Source organism: Methylobacterium sp. NMS14P (genome assembly GCF_028583545.1).
GTDB lineage: Bacteria > Pseudomonadota > Alphaproteobacteria > Rhizobiales > Beijerinckiaceae > Methylobacterium.
In genome coordinates this window covers 4,109,838-4,129,854 of record NZ_CP087106.1, presented here as the reverse complement: position 1 = coordinate 4,129,854, position 20,017 = coordinate 4,109,838, and the positions used below count along the sequence as shown (strand labels likewise).

Here is a 20,017-nt window from a genome sequence, read left to right as displayed (position 1 = left end):
CCCGTCACAGGATCTTCAGCAAGTCCTTCTCGGGCGGGGGCGGCGCCACGTCGGCGCGGTTCCACCAGCCGCCGCCCAGGGCCACGAACAGGGCGGCGGTGTCGGCGTACTGGGTGGCGCGCGCCGCCGCCGAGGTCACCAGCGCCGAGAGATAGCCCTGCTGGGCGATCAGCACCTGCGAGGAGGTGATCGCCCCGGCGGTGTACTGCTTGCGGATCAGCGCGAGGCTCTGGTTCGTGGCGCTCACCGCGGCGTCGGCGGCGGCCACGGCCTTCGCGTCGGCCTGGAGCGCCCGCAGGGCGTCGGCGACGTTCTGGAAGGCGGTGATCACGGTCGCCTTGTACTGCGCCTGCGCCTCCGTCAGCGTTTCCTCGGCGGCGCGCTGGCGCCGGAACAGGGTGCCGGCATCGAAGATCGGCGCCGTCGCCTGCCCGATGATCGTGAAGAACGCCGCACCGGGACTGGTCACCTGCGCGATCCGCGTGGCGCTGGAGCCGCCCGTGGCGGTCAGGCTGAACTGCGGCAGGCGGTTCGCCAACGCCACGCCGACATTGGCGCTCGCCTGCTGCACCAGGGCCTCCGCCGCCTTCACGTCGGGGCGCTGCTGCACGAGCCGCGAGGGCAGGCTCACCGGGAGCCGGGTCGGCAGGCGCAGGGCGGCGAGGTCGAAGGTCTCCGAGACCTCGTCGGAGGGCAGGCGTCCTGCCAGCGCGGTCAGCAGGTTGCGCTGCTGCGCGAGCGCCTTCTCCAGCGGCGGCAGCAGCTGCTGCGACAGCGCCAGCGCCGCCTGCTGCTGCACCACGTCGGCCCCGGCGATCTGACCCAGCGACAGCTGCTTGTTGTAGAGCTGCAGCACCTCGGTCTGCGCCTGGATCACCTTGCGGGTCGCGTCGATCTGCGCGCGCAGGGACGCTTCCTGGATCGCGGCGGCGACGACGTTGGCGGTCAGGCTCAGGTAGGCCGCTTCCAGCTGGAAGCGCTGGTTCTCGGTGGTGGCCTCCAGGGACTCGATCTGCCGGCGGTTCCCGCCGAACACGTCCGGATTGTACGAGACCACCGCCTGCGGCGTGGACAGGCTGTAGAGATACTGGGTCTGGTTGTTGAGGGGCGATTGCAGGTCGAGGCCGGGCGCCAGCGCCCCCTGGATCTGCGGCGTCGCCGTCAGGCTCGGGTAGAGCGTGCCCTTCTGGGCGAGCACGTTCTGCTGCGCCACCCGCAGGGAGGCCTGCGCCGCCTCCAGCGTCGGGTTGTTGGCGAGCGCCTGCTCGACGAGGCGGTTCAGCGCCTTCGAGTGGAACAGGGTCCACCACGAGCCCGGGATATCGGCGCCGGAGACGAAGCTCTGGTCGGCCGAGCCGCCCTGCCGGGTCCGGATCTTGTCGGCCGCGGAGGGGTTCTGCAGCGGTTCCCTGGTGTAGCGGCCGACCGGCGGGGCCTCGGGCGCCACGTAGTTCGGGCCGACCGCGCAGGCCGACAGGCCGAGGGAGGCCGCCAGCCACGCGGTCGCCCGTCCGCACCGTCTCGGCGCAAAGCTCACCATCCCGCCCCCGAAAGCCTCACCTCGGTAGAGCGGCGCGACCCGCTGCCAAGTCAATCCGACCGTCCCCAGATGGCGCGCGCGGCTGGGCCGTTGTGGCGCCCCTGCAACGGGCGGCGGCGCGGCCCGCGCGCTCCTGAGCCGGCTCACGCGGCGGCCCGGTGCGCGGGCCGCGCCTGGGCGTCCGGGTTCGGGCGGCGCCGGGAGAACAGCGAGATCAGGACCGGGACGATCACGAGGATCAGGTTCGGCGCCAGGATGATGCCGCCCACCACCACGAGCGCCAGCGGCTTCTGCACCTGCGAGCCGATGCCGGTGGAGACGGCGGCCGGCAGCAGGCCGACGCAGGCCGCCACGCAGGTCATCATCACCGGGCGCATGCGCACCACGGCGGCGTGCCAGACCGCCTCCTGCCGCCTCCAGCCCTCGTCGAGCAGCTGGTTGTAGTAGGCGAGCAGGATCACGCCCTCCATGGTCGAGATCCCGAACAGCGCGATGAAGCCGATCGCCGCCGAGATCGAGAACGGCGTGCCGGTCAGCGCCAGCGCGAAGATGCCGCCGATCATCGCCATCGGGATGACCGACAGGGTCAGCAGCATGTCGGCCACCGACGAGAAGTTGATGTAGAGGAGCAGCGCGATCAGCAGCAGCGTGATCGGCACCACGAGGCTGAGCCGGGCGGCCGCCTCCTTCAGGTTGGTGAACTGCCCGACCCATTCCAGCCGGTAGCCCGGCGGCAGGTCGACCGCGTCGGCGACCTTGCGCTGGGCCTCGAGCACGGCGCTGCCGAGGTCGCGGCCGCGCACCGAGAACTTCACCGGGATGTAGCGCTGCTGGTCCTCGCGGTAGATGAACGAGGCGCCGGAGACGAGGTCGACGTCGGCGATCTCGGAGAGCGGCACCTGGATCACGCCGCCGTTGGGGTTCTGGGCGCCGACCGCGATGTTGCGGATGCCCGCGAGCGAGGAGCGGTACTCCTTGGCGAGCCGCACCCGCATCGGGAAGTGGCGGTCGGAGCCGTACTCGTAGAGGTCGCCCGCGGTCTGGCCGCCGATCGCCGCCTGGATCGTGGTGTTCACGTCGCCGATCGACAGGCCGTAGCGCGCGGCCTTGTGGCGGTCGACGTCGATCCGCACCGTCGGCTGGCCGAGGGATTCGAACACCGACAGGTCGGTGACGCCCTGGACGGTGGCGAGCGCGGCCTTGACGGCGTTGGCGGTCTTGGTGAGCTGCGCGAGGTCGTTGCCGTAGATCTTGACCGAGTTCTCGCCCTTCACGCCCGAGGCCGCTTCCTGGACGTTGTCCTCGATATACTGCGAGAAGTTGAATTCGATGCCGGGGAATTCGGCCTCCAGCTTCTTGCTGAGGTCCTGGATCAGCGTCTCCTTGTCGAGGCCCTTGCGCCACTGGTCGATGGGCTTGAGCGGCGCCAGGATCTCGACGTTGAAGAAGCCCGTGGCGTCGGTGCCGTCGTTCGGGCGGCCCTGGTGCGACAGGACCGTGGTGACCTCCGGGACCTCCTGGAAGATCTTGCGCATGCGCTGGACGTAGGCGTTGCCGGCCTCCAGCGAGATCGAGGACGGCATCGTCCCGCGCACGTAGAGGTTGCCCTCCTCGAGCCGCGGCAGGAATTCCAGGCCGAGATTGCGGGCCGTGAGGCCGGAGACCAGCAGCACCGCCAGCATCACGGCGATCGCCAGGACGCGGTTGCGCAGGCCGAAGCGCAGAGCCGCCTCGTGGCCGACGCGCAGCACCCGCACGATCAGGGTGTCGCGCTCCTCGAGCTTCTTCGGCAGCATCAGGGCCGAGAGCGCGGGCGAGACCGTGAAGGTCGCGAGCAGGCCGCCGAGCAGCGCGTACGCGTAGGTCTTGGCCATCGGGCCGAAGATGTGGCCCTCGACGCCGGTCATCGTGAACAGCGGCAGGAAGCCGACGATGATGATGGTCGCTGAGAAGAAGATCGCCCGGTTCACCTCGCGGCCGGCGATCGCGATGGTGCCGAGCCGGCCCGTCAGGCCGTCGGGCGGGGCCTCGCCCTTGACGTGATCGGGCTCGGCGATGTGGCGGAAGACGTTCTCCACCATGATCACGGTCGCGTCGACGATCAGGCCGAAATCGATCGCGCCGAGCGACAGGAGGTTGGCCGAGTCGCCGCGCACCACCAGGATCAGGATCGCGAAGCCGAGCGCGAACGGGATCGTGGCCGCCACGATGATCGCGCTGGTGAGCGAGCCGAGGAACAGCCACTGCACCACGAAGACCAGCACCACGCCGAAGACGAGGTTGTGCATCACCGTGTGGGTGGTGGTGTGGATCAGGCCCGAGCGGTCGTAGATCCGCTCGATCTTCACGTCGGGCGGCAGGATCGTGGAGCTGTTGATCTTGTCGATCTCGGCCTCGACCCGCTCAAGCGTCGGCAGGCTCTTGCCGCCGCGGGTCATGAGCACGATGCCCTCGACGATGTCGGGCTGGTTGTCGTGGCCGACGATGCCGAGGCGCGGGGCGTTCGACACGCGCACCTCCGCCACGTCCCGCACCAGCACCGGGGTGCCGTTGACGAGGCTGATCATCGTGTCGCGGATGTCGTCCATGTCGCGGATCAGGCCGATGCCGCGCACCACCGCCGATTGCTGCCCGACGTTCAGCGTCTGGCCGCCGACGTTGATCGAGGCGTTGTTCAGCGCGTTGGTCAACTGCACCAGGGTCAGGCCCTGGGCCTGGAGGCGGTTCAGGTCGACCGCGACCTCGTACTCCTTGGCCTTGCCGCCGAAGGCCGTCACGTCGACGACGCCGGGGATCGCCTTGAACCGGCGCTGCAGCACCCAGTCCTGCAGGGTCTTCATGTCCATCGGCGAGTAGCCCGCCGGGCCGACGAGCTTGTAGCGCATGATCTCGCCCACCGGGCTTGTCGGCGAGATCTGCGGCGTGGCGCCGTTGGGCAGCGTCGGGGCCTGCGACAGGCGGTTGAGGACCCGCTGCAGCGCCTGCTCGTACGTGTACTCGTAGTTGAACTGGACCTTCACGTCCGAGAGGCCGAACAGCGAGATCGTCCGGACCACCTGGGCGTTCGGGATGCCGGCGAGCGCCACCTCCAGCGGGATGGTGATGTAGCGCTCGATCTCGTCGGCCGACTGGCCCGGGTTCTGGGTGATCACGTCGACGAGCGGCGGGACCGGATCCGGGTAGGCCTCGATGTTGAGCTGCGTGTAGGCGCCGTAGCCGACGCCGAGCATCACGACGAACAGCAGCACCACCAGCACGCGCTGGCGCAGCGAGAAGGCGATCAGGGCGTTCATCGGACCGGATCCCCGCTCAGGACGCCTTGTCGCCGGTGGCCGCCCGGTCGATGAACAGGGCTCCCCGGGTGACGACCTGCTCGCCCGCGCGCAGGCCCTGGACGACCTGCGCGTTGTCGCCGTTGATCAGGCCGAGCTTGATGTCGCGCGCCTCCACGGCGCCGTCCGGCCGGGCCACCCAGACGTGGGTGCGGTCGCCCTCGTAGACGATGGCGGCCACCGGCACGCTCGGGCTCGGCTCGCCCTTGCCGGTGATGATCGTGTAGGTGGCGAACATCTCCGGGCGCAGCACCCGGTCCGGGTTGTCGACCTCGCTGCGCACCGCGAGCCGCCGCGTCGCCGGGTCGAGGCTGGAAGCCATGTAGTTCACCCGGGCCTTGAACACCCGGGCGCCGAAGCCCGCCACCTTCGCCTCGACCTCCTGGCCGATGCGGATCCGCGGGATCTCGCTCTCGCGAACGTTGGCCACGAGCCAGACCGTCGACAGGTCGCCGATCACGAAGACCGGGTCGCTGGAGGCGGAGAGGTACTGTCCGATGCCGACCTTGCGCTGGACGATCGTGCCGGCGATCGGCGCCCGGATCTGCGTCTCGGCGCTCATCGTGCCCTTCTTCTCGAAGGCGGCGATCTCGGCGTCGGTCTTGCCCAGCAGGCGCAGGCGGCTCTTCACCGCGTCGAGGGCGCCCTCGGCGGTCTTCAGGTCGCTCTGGGCGGCGATGACGTCGTTCTGGGCCGACTGGTAGTCCTTCAGCGCCGTCGCGTGGGCCTGGAACAGCTCCTGCTGGCGCTGCGCGATGGTCTGGTCGAGCTTCAGGAGCGCCTGCTGCTTCTGGAGGTTGTTCACGGCGGCCTGATAGTCGTTCTGCGCCTGGACCATGTCGGTGGCCTCGAGCGTCAGCAGCACGTCGCCGGCCTTCACGTCGTCGCCGGCCCGGACCAGGACCTTCGTCACCCGGCCGGCATAGGGCGAGACCACCGGGACGTTGTCGTCGTCGTTGAGGGCGATCCGTCCCTCGGCCGAGCCCTCGGGCCGGAACACGAGGTTGGCGACCGGCAGGATCTCGAAGGCGGCGCGCTGCTCCTTGGAGGGCCGGAACACCCGCTCCACCGGACCGGCCCTCTCCACGTCGATGCCCGGGTCGGGGTTGCCCGAGGCGAACAGCCCGGTCACGGCCGCGACGAGGTGCGCGGCGGTCTCGCGGGTCCGGTCGGGAAACGCGACGGCGGCGCCGAGGCCGGCCGCGAGCAGGACGACGGCGACCAGCAGGCCGGGCCACCGGCGCCCGCGCGCGGGCACGGTGACGGCCTCGTCCTGGTCCAGCGGATTTCGGGCGTCCATGCGGATGATCTTCTAGGGCCGGACCGAGAGCCCGGGCTGCGTGACAAGAGTACGATACGTGCCCGGACGACGCCTACATCAATGCGATCGCTGGTGCTTTTCTATGGCGCGCCGCGGGAAGATTCCGGCGGTACCGCTTGCCTAGAGCAAAGCTTGTCAGACAGGCAATCGATCCGGCGCCCCGGTCGCGAAACCGTGTGGCCCCGTCTTCCTTTGACGGGATTTGTTACAATATGACAACGCTCGCGGGCGCAGGCCCGCCCGATCCCGCATCTGCCACCGAAGAACCCGACATGTCCGATTCGAGCAACGCTTCCGCCCCGGCCGCTCCCGGTTCAGCCGCCGGCAAGATCCCGGTCACCGTGCTCACCGGCTATCTCGGCGCGGGCAAGACCACGCTCCTCAACCGGATCCTCACCGAGAACCACGGCAAGCGCTACGCCGTGATCGTCAACGAGTTCGGCGAGATCGGCATCGACAACGACCTCGTCGTCGGCGCGGACGAGGAGGTGTTCGAGATGAACAACGGCTGCGTCTGCTGCACGGTGCGCGGCGACCTGATCCGGATCATGGACGGGCTGGTCAAGCGCCGGGGCAAGTTCGACGCGATCATCGTCGAGACGACCGGGCTCGCCGACCCGGCCCCCGTGGCGCAGACCTTCTTCGTCGACCAGGATGTCGGCGAGGCCGCCCGCCTCGACGCCGTGGTGACGGTGGCCGACGCCAAGTGGCTGTCCGACCGCCTGAAGGACGCGCCCGAGGCCAAGAACCAGATCGCCTTCGCGGACGTGATCCTGCTCAACAAGAGCGACCTCGTCTCCCCGGCCGACCTCGACCGCGTCGAGGCCGAGATCCGCACGATCAACCCGCTGGCCAAGCTCCACCGGACGCAGAACTGCGCCGTGCCCCTCGACGCGGTCCTCGAGCGCAACGCCTTCGACCTCGACCGCATCCTCGACGTCGAGCCCGACTTCCTCGAGGCGGGGCACCACCACCATCACGATTCCGACATCCGCTCGATCTCGGCGAAGATCGACGGCGCGGTCGATCCGGACAAGTTCATGCCGTGGATCTCGAACCTGACCCAGTCGCAGGGGCCGGACATCCTGCGGTGCAAGGGGATCGTGGCCTTCCCGGACGAGCCGAAGCGCTTCGTCTTCCAGGGCGTGCACATGATCCTCGACGGCGACGTGCAGGGCGACTGGGGCCAGGACGAGGAGCGGGTCTCGCGGGTGGTGTTCATCGGCCGCAACCTCGATCCGGCGGCGATCACGGAGGGCTTCGAGGCCTGCCGCGCCTGAACCCGCGGATCGCCGTCCGGGGCGCCGCGCGCCGGGAAGGCGATTCTCAACGTTTCGATGGCATCACGGACGGCGCGGGCCAGCGTAACCGGCCCGCGGAGCCCGCGTATCCATGGCCCACACCGCAGCGCCCGCAGGCCCGGTCCCGTCCGGGTCGGCGGGCGGAGTCCCGCTCATCGTGGCCGTCGAGGGGCTGGCCAAGGCGCTGTTCGCGGCGTTCATCTTCTTCGCCTGCTTCGCCTTCTCGGAGACGTCGCCCTACGACGCGGTCGCGATCCCCACGATCCTGCTCTGGCTCTGCCTCGGCGTGCGGCTGCACCGCGGGGCGGTGCCCCTGGTGGCGCTCCTCCTGCTCTACCTCGCGGCCATCGTCACCGCGCTGCTGCCGTACCTGAACGAGGAGTTCCCGGTCACCTGGACCGTGCAGCTGATCTACCTCTCGATCACCTGCATCTTCTTCGCCATGTTCTTCGCGGACGACACGCACGCCCGGATGGAGCTGGCGCTCAAGGCCTACACGGCGAGCTGCGTGTTCTCGGCGGCTTTGGGCATCGTCGGCTACCTGCAATGGCTCGGGATCGAGGACCTGTTCTACAAGTACGACCGGGCCTCGGGCACGTTCCAGGACCCGAACGTCTTCGGCTCGTTCCTGACGCTCGGCGCCCTCTACCTGATGCACGGCCTGCTCACCGGCTCCACCCGCCGGCCGCTCGTGTCCCTCGCCGGCCTGCTGATCATCGTGGCCGGCATCTTCCTGTCGTTCTCGCGCGGGTCCTGGGGCGGGAGCGTCGTCGCGGTGCTCCTGATGGTGGGATCGGTCTACGCCGGCAGCGCCGCCCCGCGCCTGCGCCGCCGCATCGTGCTCCTGACGCTCGCGACGATCGTCCTCGGCACCGTCGCGGTGATCGGGCTGCTCTCGGTCGACCACGTGCACAAGATGTTCGAGACCCGGGCGGCCCTGACCCAGGACTACGACCAGGGCGAGACCGGGCGCTTCGGCAACCAGATCCGGGGCTTCGCCATGCTGCTGGAGCGGCCGTTCGGGATGGGGCCGATGCACTGGCGGCTGACCTTCGGGCTCGAACCGCACAATTCATACATCGGCTCCTTCGCCAACGGCGGCTGGCTCGGCGGGGCCGTGTTCATCGGCCTCGTGGCGGCGACCGGCCTCGTCGGGTTCCGGCTCCTGGCGCGGCCGTCGCCGGTCCGGGCGCACGCCCAGATCGTCTGGCCGGCGCTGCTGATGTTCTTCCTGCAGGCCGTCCAGATCGACATCGAGAAGTGGCGCCACGTCTACATGATGCTGGGCATGGTCTGGGCGCTGGAGGCCGCGCGGTTGCGCGCGGGCACGCCGCCGCAGGCGGGCGCGCTTGAAACGCGGCGCTAGGCGCGGCATCGCTCGGCCGCGGCCGAGCTGCCGATCGGCACCCGGAGACGGTATTTGAACACACAGCCGGACAACGAGCGCGACCGGCTCGAGGCCCTCGAGGCCCTCGCGATCCTCGGGACCCCGTCCGAGCCGCATTTCGAGGCCGTCTGCCGGACGGCCCGGCGCCTGTTCGGCGTGCGCAGCGCGTTCGTGGCCTTCCTCGGCGAGACACATCAGTGGCTGAAGACGCCCTGCGCCGGGGTGCCGACCACGATGCGGCGGGAGGAGAGCTTCTGCCAGCACACGATCCGCAGCGACGCCCTCGTGGTGGTCCCCGACGCGCGGCGCGACCCGCGCTTCCGCGACCTGCCCGTCACCGGCGCACCGGACGGGATCCGGTTCTACGTGGGCATCGCCCTCAGCCTCCAGCCGGGGCTGCGGGTCGGAACCCTCTGCCTCGCCGATCCCGAGCCCCGCTCCGACTTCTCGCCCGAGGACGCGGCCGCCTTCCGCGACCTCGCCGAGGTCGTCGTGGCGCATCTGCGCCTCACGGAGGCCAACGCGCGGCGCGACCGGGAGATCGCGCAGGCGGCGATCCGCGAGGCGCTGATCCGCGAGCAGCACCGGGAGATCAACGCCCGGGCCCGCGCCCAGGAGGCGGCGAACCACCAGCTCACCATGGCCGAGCAGCTCGCCAGCGTCGGGAACTGGCGCGTGGAGCTCGCCGAGGGGCAGCCGATCTGGTCGGCCAGCCTGTACGCCATCGCGGGCCGCGACCCCGCGACCCCGCCGCCGCACCTCGACGCCTTCTCGCAGATCTACCATCCCGCCGACCGCGCCCGGCTCGAGGCGATCGTCGCGGACGCGATCGCCCGCAGGGTCCGGTTCGATTTCGAGGCCCGGCTGCTGCGGCCGGACGGCGAGCTCCGCGACGTCGTCGTGCGCGGCATGGCCCGGGGGGAGGGCGCGGGCGCCGGCCTGTTCGGCGTGCTGATCGACGTGACCGAGCGCCGGCGCGCCGAGGACGAGGTTCGCCGCAGCGAGCTGCGCTACCGGGGCCTCGCCGAGGCGCTGCCGCTCCTGGTCTGGACCATGCGGGTCGGGGACGGCCAGGCGACCTATATCAACGCGCAGTTCCAGTCCTATTACGGGCCGATCGGGCCCGAGCGCGCGGAGCGCCTCGTCCGGAACCACCCGGAGGATGCCGCCGCCATGGACGCGGCCTGGGCCCGGGCGGTCGAGACCGGAACGGGCTACAGCGGCCAGTGGCGGATCCGGCGCCACGACGGCGTCTACCGGTGGCACAAGCTCTCGCTGATCCCGATCCGCCTCGACCCGGCGGACGGCGCGGTGGCGGAGTGGCTCGGGACCGCCCTCGACGTCGACGACATCGTCACGGCGCGGCTCGCCGTCGAGGAGGCGAGCGGCCTGCTGGACATCGCCCTCGACGCCGCGGAGGCCGGCACCTGGGACTGGGACATGCGCACCGGGCTCGCCGTCCTCAGCCCGGAGAGCGCGCGGATGCACGGCCTGCCGGAGACCGGCGCCGCCCACACGATCTCGGCCTCCGCGTGGACGGCGCTGATCGATCCCGACGACGTGGCCGATGTCTGGAACGAGATCCGGCGGGCGGTCGAGTCCGGCACCCCCTACGCGGCCGAGTTCCGGGTCGGGGCGCGCTGGCTCTACGCGCGGGGCCGGACGCTCAGCGGCGCCGACGGGCAGCCGCAGCGCATGGTCGGCCTCCATCTCGACATCACCGAGCGCAAGGCGGTCGAGGCGGCCCTGCGCACCGCCACGCGGGACGCCGAGGCGGCCCGCACCGAGGCGGAGCGGGCGAGCGCGGCCAAGAGCGAGTTCCTCGCCGCCATGAGCCACGAGATCCGCACCCCGCTGAACGGCATCCTGGGCTACGCCGAGCTGCTCCTCGACGGCGACGCGATCCAGAACGAGGACCGGCGCCGCCTGGAGCTGATCCAGAGCTCCGGCGCGGCGCTGCTCACGGTCGTCAACGACATCCTCGACTTCTCGAAGATCGAGGCGGGCGAGCTGACCCTCGATCCGGTCACCTTCCCGCTGGTCTCGATCGTCGACGGCACGGTCTCGATCGTGCGGGGCAGCGCGCTCCGCAGCGGCCTCGCCATCGAGGCCCGGATCGACCCGGCCCTGCCGGCCTTCGTGGTCGGCGACGCTGGACGCCTGCGTCAGGTGCTGCTCAACCTGCTGAACAACGCCGTGAAATTCACGCCCGAGGGCTCGGTCACGGTGACCGTGGAGCGGGAGGCTGACGGCGTTGCCCCCGACGGCCGCCCCGGCGACACGGTCCGGTTCTCCGTGGTCGATACCGGCATCGGCATCGCCCCGGCGCAGCAGGACCGGCTGTTCAAGCGGTTCAGCCAGGTCGACGGCTCGATCAGCCGCCGCTTCGGTGGGACCGGCCTCGGTCTCGCGATCTCCCGGCACCTCGTGACGCTGATGGGCGGCGAGATCGGGGTCGAGAGCCGCGAGGGCGCGGGCTCGACCTTCTGGTTCCGGCTGGTGCTGCCCCGCGGCGAGCAGGGCGCCGGGGTCTCGGGCGCCGCGGTCGACGCGGGCACGCCGCCGCAACCGCCCCCGGTCACGGCTCCGGCGGCCGGGGATGTCCGGGGCGCGCCGCTGCGGCTGCTCCTCGTCGAGGACGTGCCGCTCAACCAGGAACTCGCCTGCGCGGTGCTCGAATCCCAGGGCTACGCGGTGGACGTCGCCGGGGACGGCGCCGAGGCGATCACGGCGGTCGGGTCGTCCGTCGCGGCGGGCCGGGCCTACGATCTCGTGCTGATGGACGTCCAGATGCCCCGCGTCGACGGGCTCACGGCCACGCGCCGCATCCGCGCCCTCGCGCCGCCCGCCTGCGACATCCCGATCGTCGCCATGACCGCCAACGTCCTGCCGTCGCAGATCGAGGAGCTGCGCGAGGCCGGGATGGACGATTACGTCGGCAAGCCGTTCCGGCGGGCCGACCTCTTCGCCACGATCAGCCGCTGGACGGCACCGGGCGCGCGGCGGCCGGCTCGGGCCGAGGAGCCGCGCCGCCTGCCGCAGGTGGACTCGGCCGTGCTCGACGCGGCGGTGCTGACCGAGATGGAGGCGAGCTTCGGCGCCGATCGCGTCGGGGCGCTGCTCGATCTCCTGGCGAACGAGCTGTCCGAGCGGTTCCGGCCGAGCGAGACCGACCGCCTGCAGATCGCCCACGACGCCCACGCCCTGGTGGCGGCGGCCGGGCTTCTGGGCTTCGTCGGCCTGTCGAGCCTGTGCCGCGAGGTCGAGGCCGCCGCCCACGCGGGCGCCGACCTGATGCCGCTGATCCGGCGCCTGGAGATCCAGCGGGCGACCGCGCTCCGCGCCATCCGGCAGCTGCGCGCGGCCTGAGCCTGCGCGCGGTCTTGCGGCCGCTTTCCGTCATCACGAGCGGAGCGAAGTGACCCGGGGCAGCGCGACGTCCGCGATCGCGGCGCGGCCCCGGATTGCTTCGCCGCGCTCGCGAAGACGGCGGCCCCGAGGCCATCAGTCGGGAACAGATTCCCCTGGCTCCTCCGGCAGCGGGTCGCCGGTCCAGGTCGTCGCGAAGGCGGCGAGCTCCCGCGCGTCGGCGAAGGCCGCCACAGTGACCTCGCGCGCGGCCGGCTCCGCCCCCGGATAGGGCGCGAGCAGGACGCGCACCCGGGCGAGGCGGCCGCCGGGTGCCTTCTCGGCGATCCAGGCCTGCGCCTCCGGCGTGAAGCGCTCCGGGCCGTCGAGGGCCCGGGCGTCGGTGCGCAGCACGACCACGTAGCTGCCGAGGCTCGGGTCGGCCTCCTGCACCGCCTTGACGATGTCGATCACGGGTTTTCCGCGAAGTCGTTGAGCTGCACCTGGGCCTGCGCCGGGGTGAAGTTCGGGATGTCGGCGAAGATCTCCTCGCCGTGGGCGGCCACGGCCTTCTTGAAGGCGTCGACCGACTCGAAGGTCAGCAGGGCCATCACCTGGAACGGGGCGGCGCCGCCGTCCGGCGTGCCGGCGCCCTTGACGACCTTCGCGTCGTGGAGGCCGAGGGACGACCAGCGCTCGCGCACCAGCGGCATGTGGTGTCCGAGATAGTAGCCCATGTCGAAGCTCGGGCCGGCCGGGTACATCACGCTTACCAGGATCATGGCGTTTCCTTCCTGTGTCGCGCCCGGTCGATCCGGGCGCCCGTCCTCGGTTCGTACGGCGACGGTCAGTGCAGCTTCACCCGCGGCTCGGTGCGCCGGGTGAGCGCGCGGGCCAGGGTGTCGAGGGCGGTCTTGGCCGTGCCGTGCAGCGCCCGCTCGTGCATCTTGTAGAGCGAGCGGTACATCATCCGGGCGAACAGACCGGCGATGAGCATGTTCTTGCCGCGGACGAAGCCCATCAGGCTGCCCACGGTCGAGTACTCGCCGAGCGAGACCAGCGAGCCGAAATCCTTGTACCGGAACGGCTTCAGCGGCTTGCCGTCGATCTTGGCCGGGATCTGGCTAATCAGGTGGCTCGCCTGCTGGTGGGCCGCCTGCGCGCGCGGCGGCACCGGCGTGTCGGAGCCGGCCTCCACCAGGTAGGCGCAGTCGCCGAGGGCGAAGATGTCGGGATCGCGGGTGGTCTGCAGCGTCGGCGTCACCACCAGCTGGTTGGTCCGCGTCGTCTCCAGCCCGCCGATGCCCTGCAGGAAGGGCGGCGCCTTCACGCCCGCCGCCCAGACGACCAGCTCGGACGGGATGAAGGTGCCGTCCGCGAGCTGCACGCCGTCCGCGCGGACCTCGGTGACCCGCGCCTTCACGCGCACGTCGACGCCGATCTTGTTGAGGAGCTGCATCACCTCCGCCGAGAGGCGCTGCGGCACCGCCGGCAGGATCCGGTCGGCGGCCTCGACCAGGGTGATGCGGATGTCCTTGCCCGGATCGATCTTGTCGAGCCCGGTGGAGACGACGTGGCGCAGGGTCCGGTGCAGCTCGGCCGCGAGTTCCGTCCCGGTCGCGCCCGCGCCGATCACCGTGACGTGGAGCTGGCCGGGCCGGACGGGGCCGACCTGCGTGTGCGCCCGCAGCGAGGCGTTCACGAGGCGCTGGTGGAAGCGCACCGCCTGGTCCTGAGTGTCGAGGGCGATGGCGTGCTCGGCGACGCCGGGCGTGCCGAAATCGTTGGTGGTCGAGCCCACCGCCATCACCAGCGTGTCGTAGGGGACGGCGCGCTCGGGCGTGACCTCGCGCCCTTCCGCGTCGTAGCTCGCGGCCAGCTGGATCGTGCGCGCCTCCCGGTCGAGCCCGGTCATCCGCCCGATCCGGTAGCGGAAGCCGTGCATGTGGGCGTGGTGCAGGTAGTCCACCGCGTGGTGGCCGACGTCGAGGCTGCCGGCCGCCACCTCGTGGAGCAGCGGCTTCCAGATGTGCGTCCGGGCGCGGTCCACGAGGGTGATGTGCGCGCGCTTGCCGCGCCCGAGCTTGTCGCCGAGCTTCGTGACCAGCTGCAGTCCGGCGGCGCCGCCGCCGACCACCACGACACGATGAAGACCGGACTCGTTCTCGACGGATGCCATCGACACTCTTTCTTCCCCCGGACCGGGATCAATCGCCGGCCTCCTTACACGGCCTGCGTTGCCGAATTCCACTTCGCTGTCCGCGACCCCGGGTCACGAGTGCGACGGCGCGCGCGTGGCGGGACGCGCGCGGCCCGGTCACGCCGGCGGGGCGCCCGGCTGACGCAGCGGATGTGCCTCCGCGACCGCCGGCAGGGCGAGGCAGGCCTCGGCGATTCGCGCGACCGTCGGGTAGGCCGCCGTGTCGATGCCGAAGATGCCCGTCCCGACCCAGAGGCTCACGAGGCAGAGGTCGGCGTGGCTCACCGAGTCGCCCTGGCAGAACCGGCCCGTCCCCGGCTCGGTCGAGAGGCGCGCCTCCAGGGTCCTGAGGCCGGTCTCGAAGGCGTTGCGCAGGAAGTCCAGCATCCGCTCCCGGGGCAGGCCGTAATGCTCCATCAGGAAGGTGCGCACCCGGGGCACGTAGAGCGGGTGGGTGTCGCACGCGACCACCTGCGCCAGCGAGCGGGCCCGGGCCCGCGCCCGGGGCTCCTCGGGCAGGAGGCGCACGCCGCCGCGCGTCTCCTCCAGGTAGTCGAGGATCGCCAGCGACTGGGTGAGCGGCGGCCCGTCGCCGTCGAACAGCGCCGGCACCGCGCCCTGCGGGTTGATCGTGCGGAATTCCGGCCTGTGCTGGTCGCCCGCGTCGAGGTCGATGAAGGTCTCCTCGTACGCGATGCCCTTCAGCTTCAGGGCGATCCGCACCCGGAAGGCCGCGGCCGAACGCCAGTTGCCGTACATGTGCATGGGTGAGCGATCTCCGATGGGGTCGAGCGAGCACAGCCGAGTTCGCGGCGGGCCGCAAGAGGCGCGCGGGCGCGGCGGCCCCGGGGGCGACAAGCGGTCCCGCCGGGCCCATATCGGTCTCCCGCCCCGGAGAGCCCGCACGATGGCCGATCAGACCGACGCCCGCCGCTTCATCCCCCTGAACATCGCGGTCCTGACCGTCTCCGACACGCGCCGCCCGGAGGACGACCGCTCGGGCGACACCCTGGCCCAGCGCCTCACCGAGGCGGGGCACATTCTGGCGGCCCGGTCGATCGTCCCGGACGAGGTCCGGGCGATCCGCGCGCGGGTGGAGGCGTGGCTGCGCGACCCCGGGGTCGATGTGGTGATCACCACCGGCGGGACCGGCTTCACCGGCCGCGACGTGACGCCCGAGGCGCTGGAGCCGCTGTTCGAGAAGCGCATGGACGGCTTCTCGGCCGTGTTCCACCGGATCTCGTACGACAAGATCGGCACCTCGACCCTGCAGTCCCGCGCCACCGCGGGGGTCGCGCAGGCCACCTACGTGTTCGTGCTGCCGGGCTCGCCCGGCGCCTGCCGCGACGCCTGGGACGGGATCCTCGCCCAGCAGCTCGACTACCGGCACCGGCCCTGCAACTTCGTGGAGATCATGCCGCGCCTCGACGAGCACCTGCGGCGCGGCGCGAGCCTCACGGTGTGACGCCGCGCGCTACGCGAGATTCCCCTCCTTGCGGCGCAGGACCGAGTGCTTGCGGCCGTAGAAGAAGTACACGACGAGGCCGATCGCCATCCAGATCACCAGCCGCAGCCACGTGTCGAGGGGCAGGCCGATCATCAGGAGCAGGCAGGACAGGATGCCGAGGATCGGCACGACCGGCACGGCGGGCGCCCGGAACGGCCGCTCCATGTGGCGCTCGGCCCGCCGCAGGTAGAGCACCGAGCCGCAGACGAGGATGAAGGCGGCGAGCGTGCCGATGCTGACCATCTCGCCGAGGATGTGGATCGGCACCAGGGCCGCCACCAAGGCGACCGCGGCCCCGATGAGCGCCTGGCTGCGATACGGCGTCTGGTAGGTCGGGTGGACGTGGGAGAACATCTTCGGCAGCAGGCCGTCCTGCGCCATGGTGAAGAAGATCCGGCTCTGGCCGTAGAGCAGGACCAGGATCACGGTGGTCAGCCCGGTCAGCGCCCCGAGCTTGATCAGGAGGCTGAACCAGCCGATGCCGATCACGTCGACGCCCTTGGCGATCGGGTCCGGGACGTTCAGCTCCTTGTAGGGCACGAGCCCGGTCAGCACGGCGGCGACGAGCACGTACAGGATCGTGCAGACCGCCAGCGAGCCCAGGATGCCGATGGGCATGTCCTTCTGGGGTTTGCGCGCCTCCTGGGCGGCGGTCGAGACCGCGTCGAAGCCGATGAACGCGAAGAACACCACGCCCGCGCCGCGCAGGACGCCGCTGTAGCCGTAATGTCCGAAGGTCCCGTCGTTGTCCGGGATCAGCGGGCTCCAGTTCGCGGCGTCGACATGGCCCCAGCCCAGAACGATGAAGGCGACCACGACGGTGAGCTTCACCGCGACCATGATGTTGTTGAAGCGCGCCGATTCCTTCGTGCCCCGCATCAGCAGGATCGTGATCAGCGCCACGATCAGCACGGCCGGCAGGTTGAACAGCGCGGTCCCGCCGCCGTCGATCGGCGTGCCCGGCGCGTTGGCGAACTGCGCCGGGATCACGATCCCGACGTTCTTCAGGATGCTGGTCACGTAGCCCGACCAGCCGACCGCCACGGTCGCGGCGCCCATGGCGTATTCGAGGATCAGGTCCCAGCCGATCAGCCACGCGAAGAACTCGCCGAGCGTCGCGTACGTGTAGGTGTAGCTCGAGCCGGCGACCGGGATCAGCGCGGCCATCTCGGAGTAGCAGAGGCCGACGAAGGCGCAGGCGATGCCGCCGAGCACGAAGGACAGCATGATCCCCGGCCCGGCATACTGGGCCGCGGCGGTGCCGGTGAGGACGAAGATGCCGGCGCCGATGATCGCCCCGATGCCCATCGCGGTGATCGAGAGGGCGCCGAGCGATTTCGAGAGCTGCTGCTCGCCCTCTCCGCTCTCGACGATGTCGTCGACCGACTTGCGCCCCATCAGGCCCGACGAATCCATGGCACCATCCTTCTAGGTCGGGGTGGTTCAGCGCGGGTCAACACGGCCGGAGGCGGCGACGTTTCTGCCGCGCTTCCAGAATTGTAGAGGCGAATCGACCGACAACAACGTGAGCCGGCGCAAGATTCTTCCGCTCAGGCGCGCTCGATCCGCGCGATCAGCGGCCTGACCTTGAGGCGACCCGCGAACGCGCCCTCGGCGCGCAGGGCCTCGCGCCGGACGACGTCGCCGGCCCGGGCCTGCCGGGCGCCGGCGACGGTCTCCGCGCGCCTGACGAGGCGGCCGAGCCAGCTCCCGGCCGGGCGGTGCAGGCGGCCGAGCGCCGTCTCCGGCCGCGCCGTCCCGACGAAGCGGTCGAGGGTGCGGATCCAGCCCTCGGCCGGGACGTCGCCGGCCTCCAGGCACAGGATCCAGTCCCGCCGGGCCGCGGCGGCGCCGACCGCGTAGGGATTGCCGCCCCGGTGCAGCACCAGGGTCGCGCCCGTGGCCTCGGCGACGGCGGCCACGGCCTCGCTCTCGCGGCCCGCGACGATCACCGCGTCGCCGACGAGACCGCCGGCCACGCCCGAGACGAGCACGCTGAGCGTGTCGGCCAGGCGATCGATCGCGTCCGGATCGGCCGGGTCGGCCAGATAGGTCACCGCGGAGAGCATGAGCGGGCGCATAGACGATTCTGCGGCGCCGTAAACTGCCCCGCCGCATCCGCGTGGACGCACCGTCGCCCGGACGGGCTGCAGGGCCGCATTTGCCTGAAAAAAAGGCGCTCGCTGGCGACGTGTTCGCTCTATGTTCTTTACCGGATCCGAGAGGGAGACGAGCGGCCATGGTGGACACGCGCGACGGGACCGCGTCCGGGGCCGTGACGCGACTCGGCCCGAGCGCCGCGGACCCGGCCGCCCGGCGCGGGCGCGGCGCCACGGCCAACCCGACGGGCCGGTACGAGTGCGCCCGGCGCGAGGCGTTCCACGACGGGGCCTGGATCGCGGACGCCCCGGCGCCCCTGCGCACGCAGGTCACGCCGGAGCGGTCCGCCCGGATCATCGCCCGCAACAGCTCGCCCGACATCCCGTTCGATCGGTCGATCAATCCGTACCGGGGCTGCGAGCACGGCTGCATCTACTGCTACGCGCGCCCCACCCATGCCTGGCTCGGCCTGTCCCCGGGGCTCGACTTCGAGTCGCGGATCTTCACCAAGCCGGACGCCGCGCGGCTCCTCGCCCGCGAGATCGCCGCGCCGGGCTACCGGCCCGAGACGATCGCCCTCGGCACCGCCACGGATCCCTATCAGCCGGTCGAGCGGGAGCACCGGCTCACCCGCGCGGTGCTGGAGGTGCTGCGGGAGGCCCGCCACCCCGTCAGCATCACCACCAAGTCGGACCTCGTGCTGCGCGACCTCGACCTCCTGGCCGAGATGGCGGCGGACGACCTCGTGCTGGCGGCGATCTCGCTGCCGACGCTGGATCCGGACCTCTCCCGCCGCCTCGACCCGCGGGCGCCGCGGCCGGGCAAGCGGCTCGCGGCGATGCGGGCGCTGAGCGCGGCGGGGGTACCCGTCATGGTCAACGTCTCGCCGATCATCCCCGGCCTGACCGATCACGAGATCGAGTCGATCCTGGCTCAGGCGCGCGCGCACGGGGCGAGCCGCATCGGCCACGCGCTGCTGCGCCTCCCGGGCGAAGTGGCCGACCTCGTGGCGGACTGGTTCGCCGAGCACTATCCCGAGCGCAGGGCCCGGGCCTTCGCACTCCTGCGGGAAGCCCGGGGCGGGCGCGAGAACGACCCGCGCTTCGGCCACCGCTTCCGCGGGGAGGGGGTCTACGCGGCGATGATCGGCCAGCGGGTCCGGCTCGCCGGCACGCGGCTCGGTTTCGCCTTCGGGCGGATCGCGCTGAACCGCGACGCCTTCCGCAAGCCGGGGGCACAGCTGGCGCTGTTCTGACCCGCGTCCCGCGGGGTGCCGCCCACCCGTGAGCCGGCGGATCCGCGCGATCCGTCGCTGTCTTCGAAAACCTCAGAATTCCCGAGTGTACCAGGACACTCGAATAGACTCGGCATGTCTCTCGCGACGAACATCTACGCTTCGGTCCGTTTGCATGTGTTCACGTCGGCCGCGTGGCCTGGAAGCGTAAGATTGACATCCGTATCTTTCAGGTTTCAAATGCATCGGGCAGAAATTTGCTTGGGCTGGCGGGCATTTATTCTGAGATTTGTAGCACGAATAGATATTTCGGTCGAATAAATGTGTAGGATTGAAATAATGCATCTCAATCATCTTTGTCGATCTGTTGTATCATCGGCGAGCGACCGCCGGCGGCCGTCCTGCGCCGGGAGGTCGCCCGACCGACATCGGACGACGTTTCGGAGGCCGCGCGCCGTGAAGGGATCGCGGGCGAGCCTTGCTCCGCGTCGCCGCGCGACGGCGCCGCTTGCCGCGACCGGCCTTCGTTGAGACGTGGACCGTCGGAGTTCGACCTCCGGTGACGCCGGGACCGGCTTTCCGTCCGATGATCGAGCCGGGATCGACGGTGAGCCCTCGGCCGCGCCGTGCCCTCGGCTCGAACCGGGCCGGTGCCCCTCCGGGGCGCCCGGCGACGTCCGATCAACCCCGGACCGCGCGCCGGCACGGCGGATCGCGGTCGAGGCCGCCACGGACCTGTCGTGCCAC

Annotated in this window: 14 protein-coding genes; 5 read left to right on the top strand and 9 right to left on the bottom strand. The window is 71.1% G+C overall.

Annotated features, from left to right (window positions below):
* Window positions 1-4: 4 nt before the first annotated feature.
* The 3 genes from LOK46_RS19545 to LOK46_RS19535 form a co-directional block, all read right to left on the bottom strand.
* Window positions 5-1,540, bottom strand: a complete 1,536-nt coding sequence (locus LOK46_RS19545; RefSeq protein ID WP_273559935.1) for an efflux transporter outer membrane subunit — start codon at window positions 1,538-1,540, stop codon at window positions 5-7.
* A gap of 143 nt (window positions 1,541-1,683) precedes the next feature.
* On the bottom strand, window positions 1,684-4,833 hold the full coding sequence (locus tag LOK46_RS19540; protein ID WP_273559933.1) for an efflux RND transporter permease subunit: 3,150 nt from the start codon (window positions 4,831-4,833) through the stop codon (window positions 1,684-1,686).
* A gap of 16 nt (window positions 4,834-4,849) precedes the next feature.
* Window positions 4,850-6,172, bottom strand: coding sequence for an efflux RND transporter periplasmic adaptor subunit (locus tag LOK46_RS19535; RefSeq protein WP_273559931.1), 1,323 nt, complete (start codon window positions 6,170-6,172; stop codon window positions 4,850-4,852).
* 293 nt (window positions 6,173-6,465) lie between these two features.
* Here LOK46_RS19535 and LOK46_RS19530 point away from each other — a divergent pair, with 293 nt between their 5' ends.
* From LOK46_RS19530 to LOK46_RS19520, 3 genes are all read left to right on the top strand, one after another.
* Window positions 6,466-7,473, top strand: a complete 1,008-nt coding sequence (locus LOK46_RS19530) for a CobW family GTP-binding protein (RefSeq protein ID WP_273559929.1) — start codon at window positions 6,466-6,468, stop codon at window positions 7,471-7,473.
* Window positions 7,474-7,585: 112 nt separating this feature from the next.
* Window positions 7,586-8,860 (top strand): O-antigen ligase family protein, encoded by a 1,275-nt coding sequence (locus tag LOK46_RS19525; protein ID WP_273559927.1) that lies wholly within the window; start codon window positions 7,586-7,588, stop codon window positions 8,858-8,860.
* Window positions 8,861-8,914: 54 nt separating this feature from the next.
* Entirely contained in the window at window positions 8,915-12,250 is a 3,336-nt protein-coding gene (locus LOK46_RS19520; protein WP_273559925.1) for an ATP-binding protein, read from the top strand.
* A gap of 135 nt (window positions 12,251-12,385) precedes the next feature.
* Here the strand turns inward: LOK46_RS19520 and LOK46_RS19515 are convergent, their stop codons facing one another.
* From LOK46_RS19515 to maiA, 4 genes are all read right to left on the bottom strand, one after another.
* Complete coding sequence (locus LOK46_RS19515) at window positions 12,386-12,703, bottom strand: hypothetical protein (RefSeq protein WP_273559923.1); 318 nt, start codon at window positions 12,701-12,703, stop codon at window positions 12,386-12,388.
* Window positions 12,700-13,011 (bottom strand): EthD family reductase, encoded by a 312-nt coding sequence (locus tag LOK46_RS19510; protein ID WP_273559921.1) that lies wholly within the window; start codon window positions 13,009-13,011, stop codon window positions 12,700-12,702. Before LOK46_RS19510 ends, LOK46_RS19515 begins: the two co-directional genes overlap by 4 nt.
* 65 nt (window positions 13,012-13,076) lie before the next feature.
* Window positions 13,077-14,408, bottom strand: a complete 1,332-nt coding sequence (locus LOK46_RS19505) for an NAD(P)/FAD-dependent oxidoreductase (RefSeq protein ID WP_273559919.1) — start codon at window positions 14,406-14,408, stop codon at window positions 13,077-13,079.
* Window positions 14,409-14,546: 138 nt separating this feature from the next.
* The gene (gene maiA, locus LOK46_RS19500) at window positions 14,547-15,194 is read right to left on the bottom strand and encodes a maleylacetoacetate isomerase (protein WP_273559917.1); all 648 of its coding nucleotides are present in this window, start codon (window positions 15,192-15,194) and stop codon (window positions 14,547-14,549) included.
* A gap of 142 nt (window positions 15,195-15,336) precedes the next feature.
* Here maiA and moaB point away from each other — a divergent pair, with 142 nt between their 5' ends.
* Window positions 15,337-15,894, top strand: a complete 558-nt coding sequence (gene moaB / locus LOK46_RS19495) for a molybdenum cofactor biosynthesis protein B (RefSeq protein ID WP_273559915.1) — start codon at window positions 15,337-15,339, stop codon at window positions 15,892-15,894.
* 9 nt (window positions 15,895-15,903) lie between these two features.
* On the opposite strand, the gene LOK46_RS19490 is transcribed toward moaB, so the two are convergent.
* Entirely contained in the window at window positions 15,904-17,352 is a 1,449-nt protein-coding gene (locus LOK46_RS19490) for an amino acid permease (RefSeq protein WP_273559913.1), read from the bottom strand.
* Between the two features lie 134 nt (window positions 17,353-17,486).
* Window positions 17,487-18,017: a hypothetical protein gene (locus LOK46_RS19485; RefSeq protein WP_273559911.1), complete on the bottom strand. Its 531-nt coding sequence runs from the start codon at window positions 18,015-18,017 to the stop codon at window positions 17,487-17,489.
* A gap of 158 nt (window positions 18,018-18,175) precedes the next feature.
* On the opposite strand from LOK46_RS19485, the gene LOK46_RS19480 reads away from it, so the two are divergent.
* Entirely contained in the window at window positions 18,176-19,291 is a 1,116-nt protein-coding gene (locus LOK46_RS19480) for a PA0069 family radical SAM protein (RefSeq protein ID WP_273559909.1), read from the top strand.
* The last annotated feature ends 726 nt before the right edge of the window (window positions 19,292-20,017 follow it).

Bases quoted from the DNA above. Each gene is read 5' to 3' on its own strand.
- LOK46_RS19545 (WP_273559935.1), bottom strand. From the start codon at position 1,540: ATGGTGAGCTTTGCGCCGAGACGGTGCGGACGGGCGACCGCGTGGCTG.
- LOK46_RS19540 (WP_273559933.1), bottom strand. From the start codon at position 4,833: ATGAACGCCCTGATCGCCTTCTCGCTGCGCCAGCGCGTGCTGGTGGTG.
- LOK46_RS19535 (WP_273559931.1), bottom strand. From the start codon at position 6,172: ATGGACGCCCGAAATCCGCTGGACCAGGACGAGGCCGTCACCGTGCCC.
- LOK46_RS19530 (WP_273559929.1), top strand. From the start codon at position 6,466: ATGTCCGATTCGAGCAACGCTTCCGCCCCGGCCGCTCCCGGTTCAGCC.
- LOK46_RS19525 (WP_273559927.1), top strand. From the start codon at position 7,586: ATGGCCCACACCGCAGCGCCCGCAGGCCCGGTCCCGTCCGGGTCGGCG.
- LOK46_RS19510 (WP_273559921.1), bottom strand. From the start codon at position 13,011: ATGATCCTGGTAAGCGTGATGTACCCGGCCGGCCCGAGCTTCGACATG.
- LOK46_RS19505 (WP_273559919.1), bottom strand. From the start codon at position 14,408: ATGGCATCCGTCGAGAACGAGTCCGGTCTTCATCGTGTCGTGGTGGTC.
- maiA (WP_273559917.1), bottom strand. From the start codon at position 15,194: ATGCACATGTACGGCAACTGGCGTTCGGCCGCGGCCTTCCGGGTGCGG.
- moaB (WP_273559915.1), top strand. From the start codon at position 15,337: ATGGCCGATCAGACCGACGCCCGCCGCTTCATCCCCCTGAACATCGCG.
- LOK46_RS19490 (WP_273559913.1), bottom strand. From the start codon at position 17,352: ATGGATTCGTCGGGCCTGATGGGGCGCAAGTCGGTCGACGACATCGTC.
- LOK46_RS19485 (WP_273559911.1), bottom strand. From the start codon at position 18,017: ATGCGCCCGCTCATGCTCTCCGCGGTGACCTATCTGGCCGACCCGGCC.
- LOK46_RS19480 (WP_273559909.1), top strand. From the start codon at position 18,176: ATGGTGGACACGCGCGACGGGACCGCGTCCGGGGCCGTGACGCGACTC.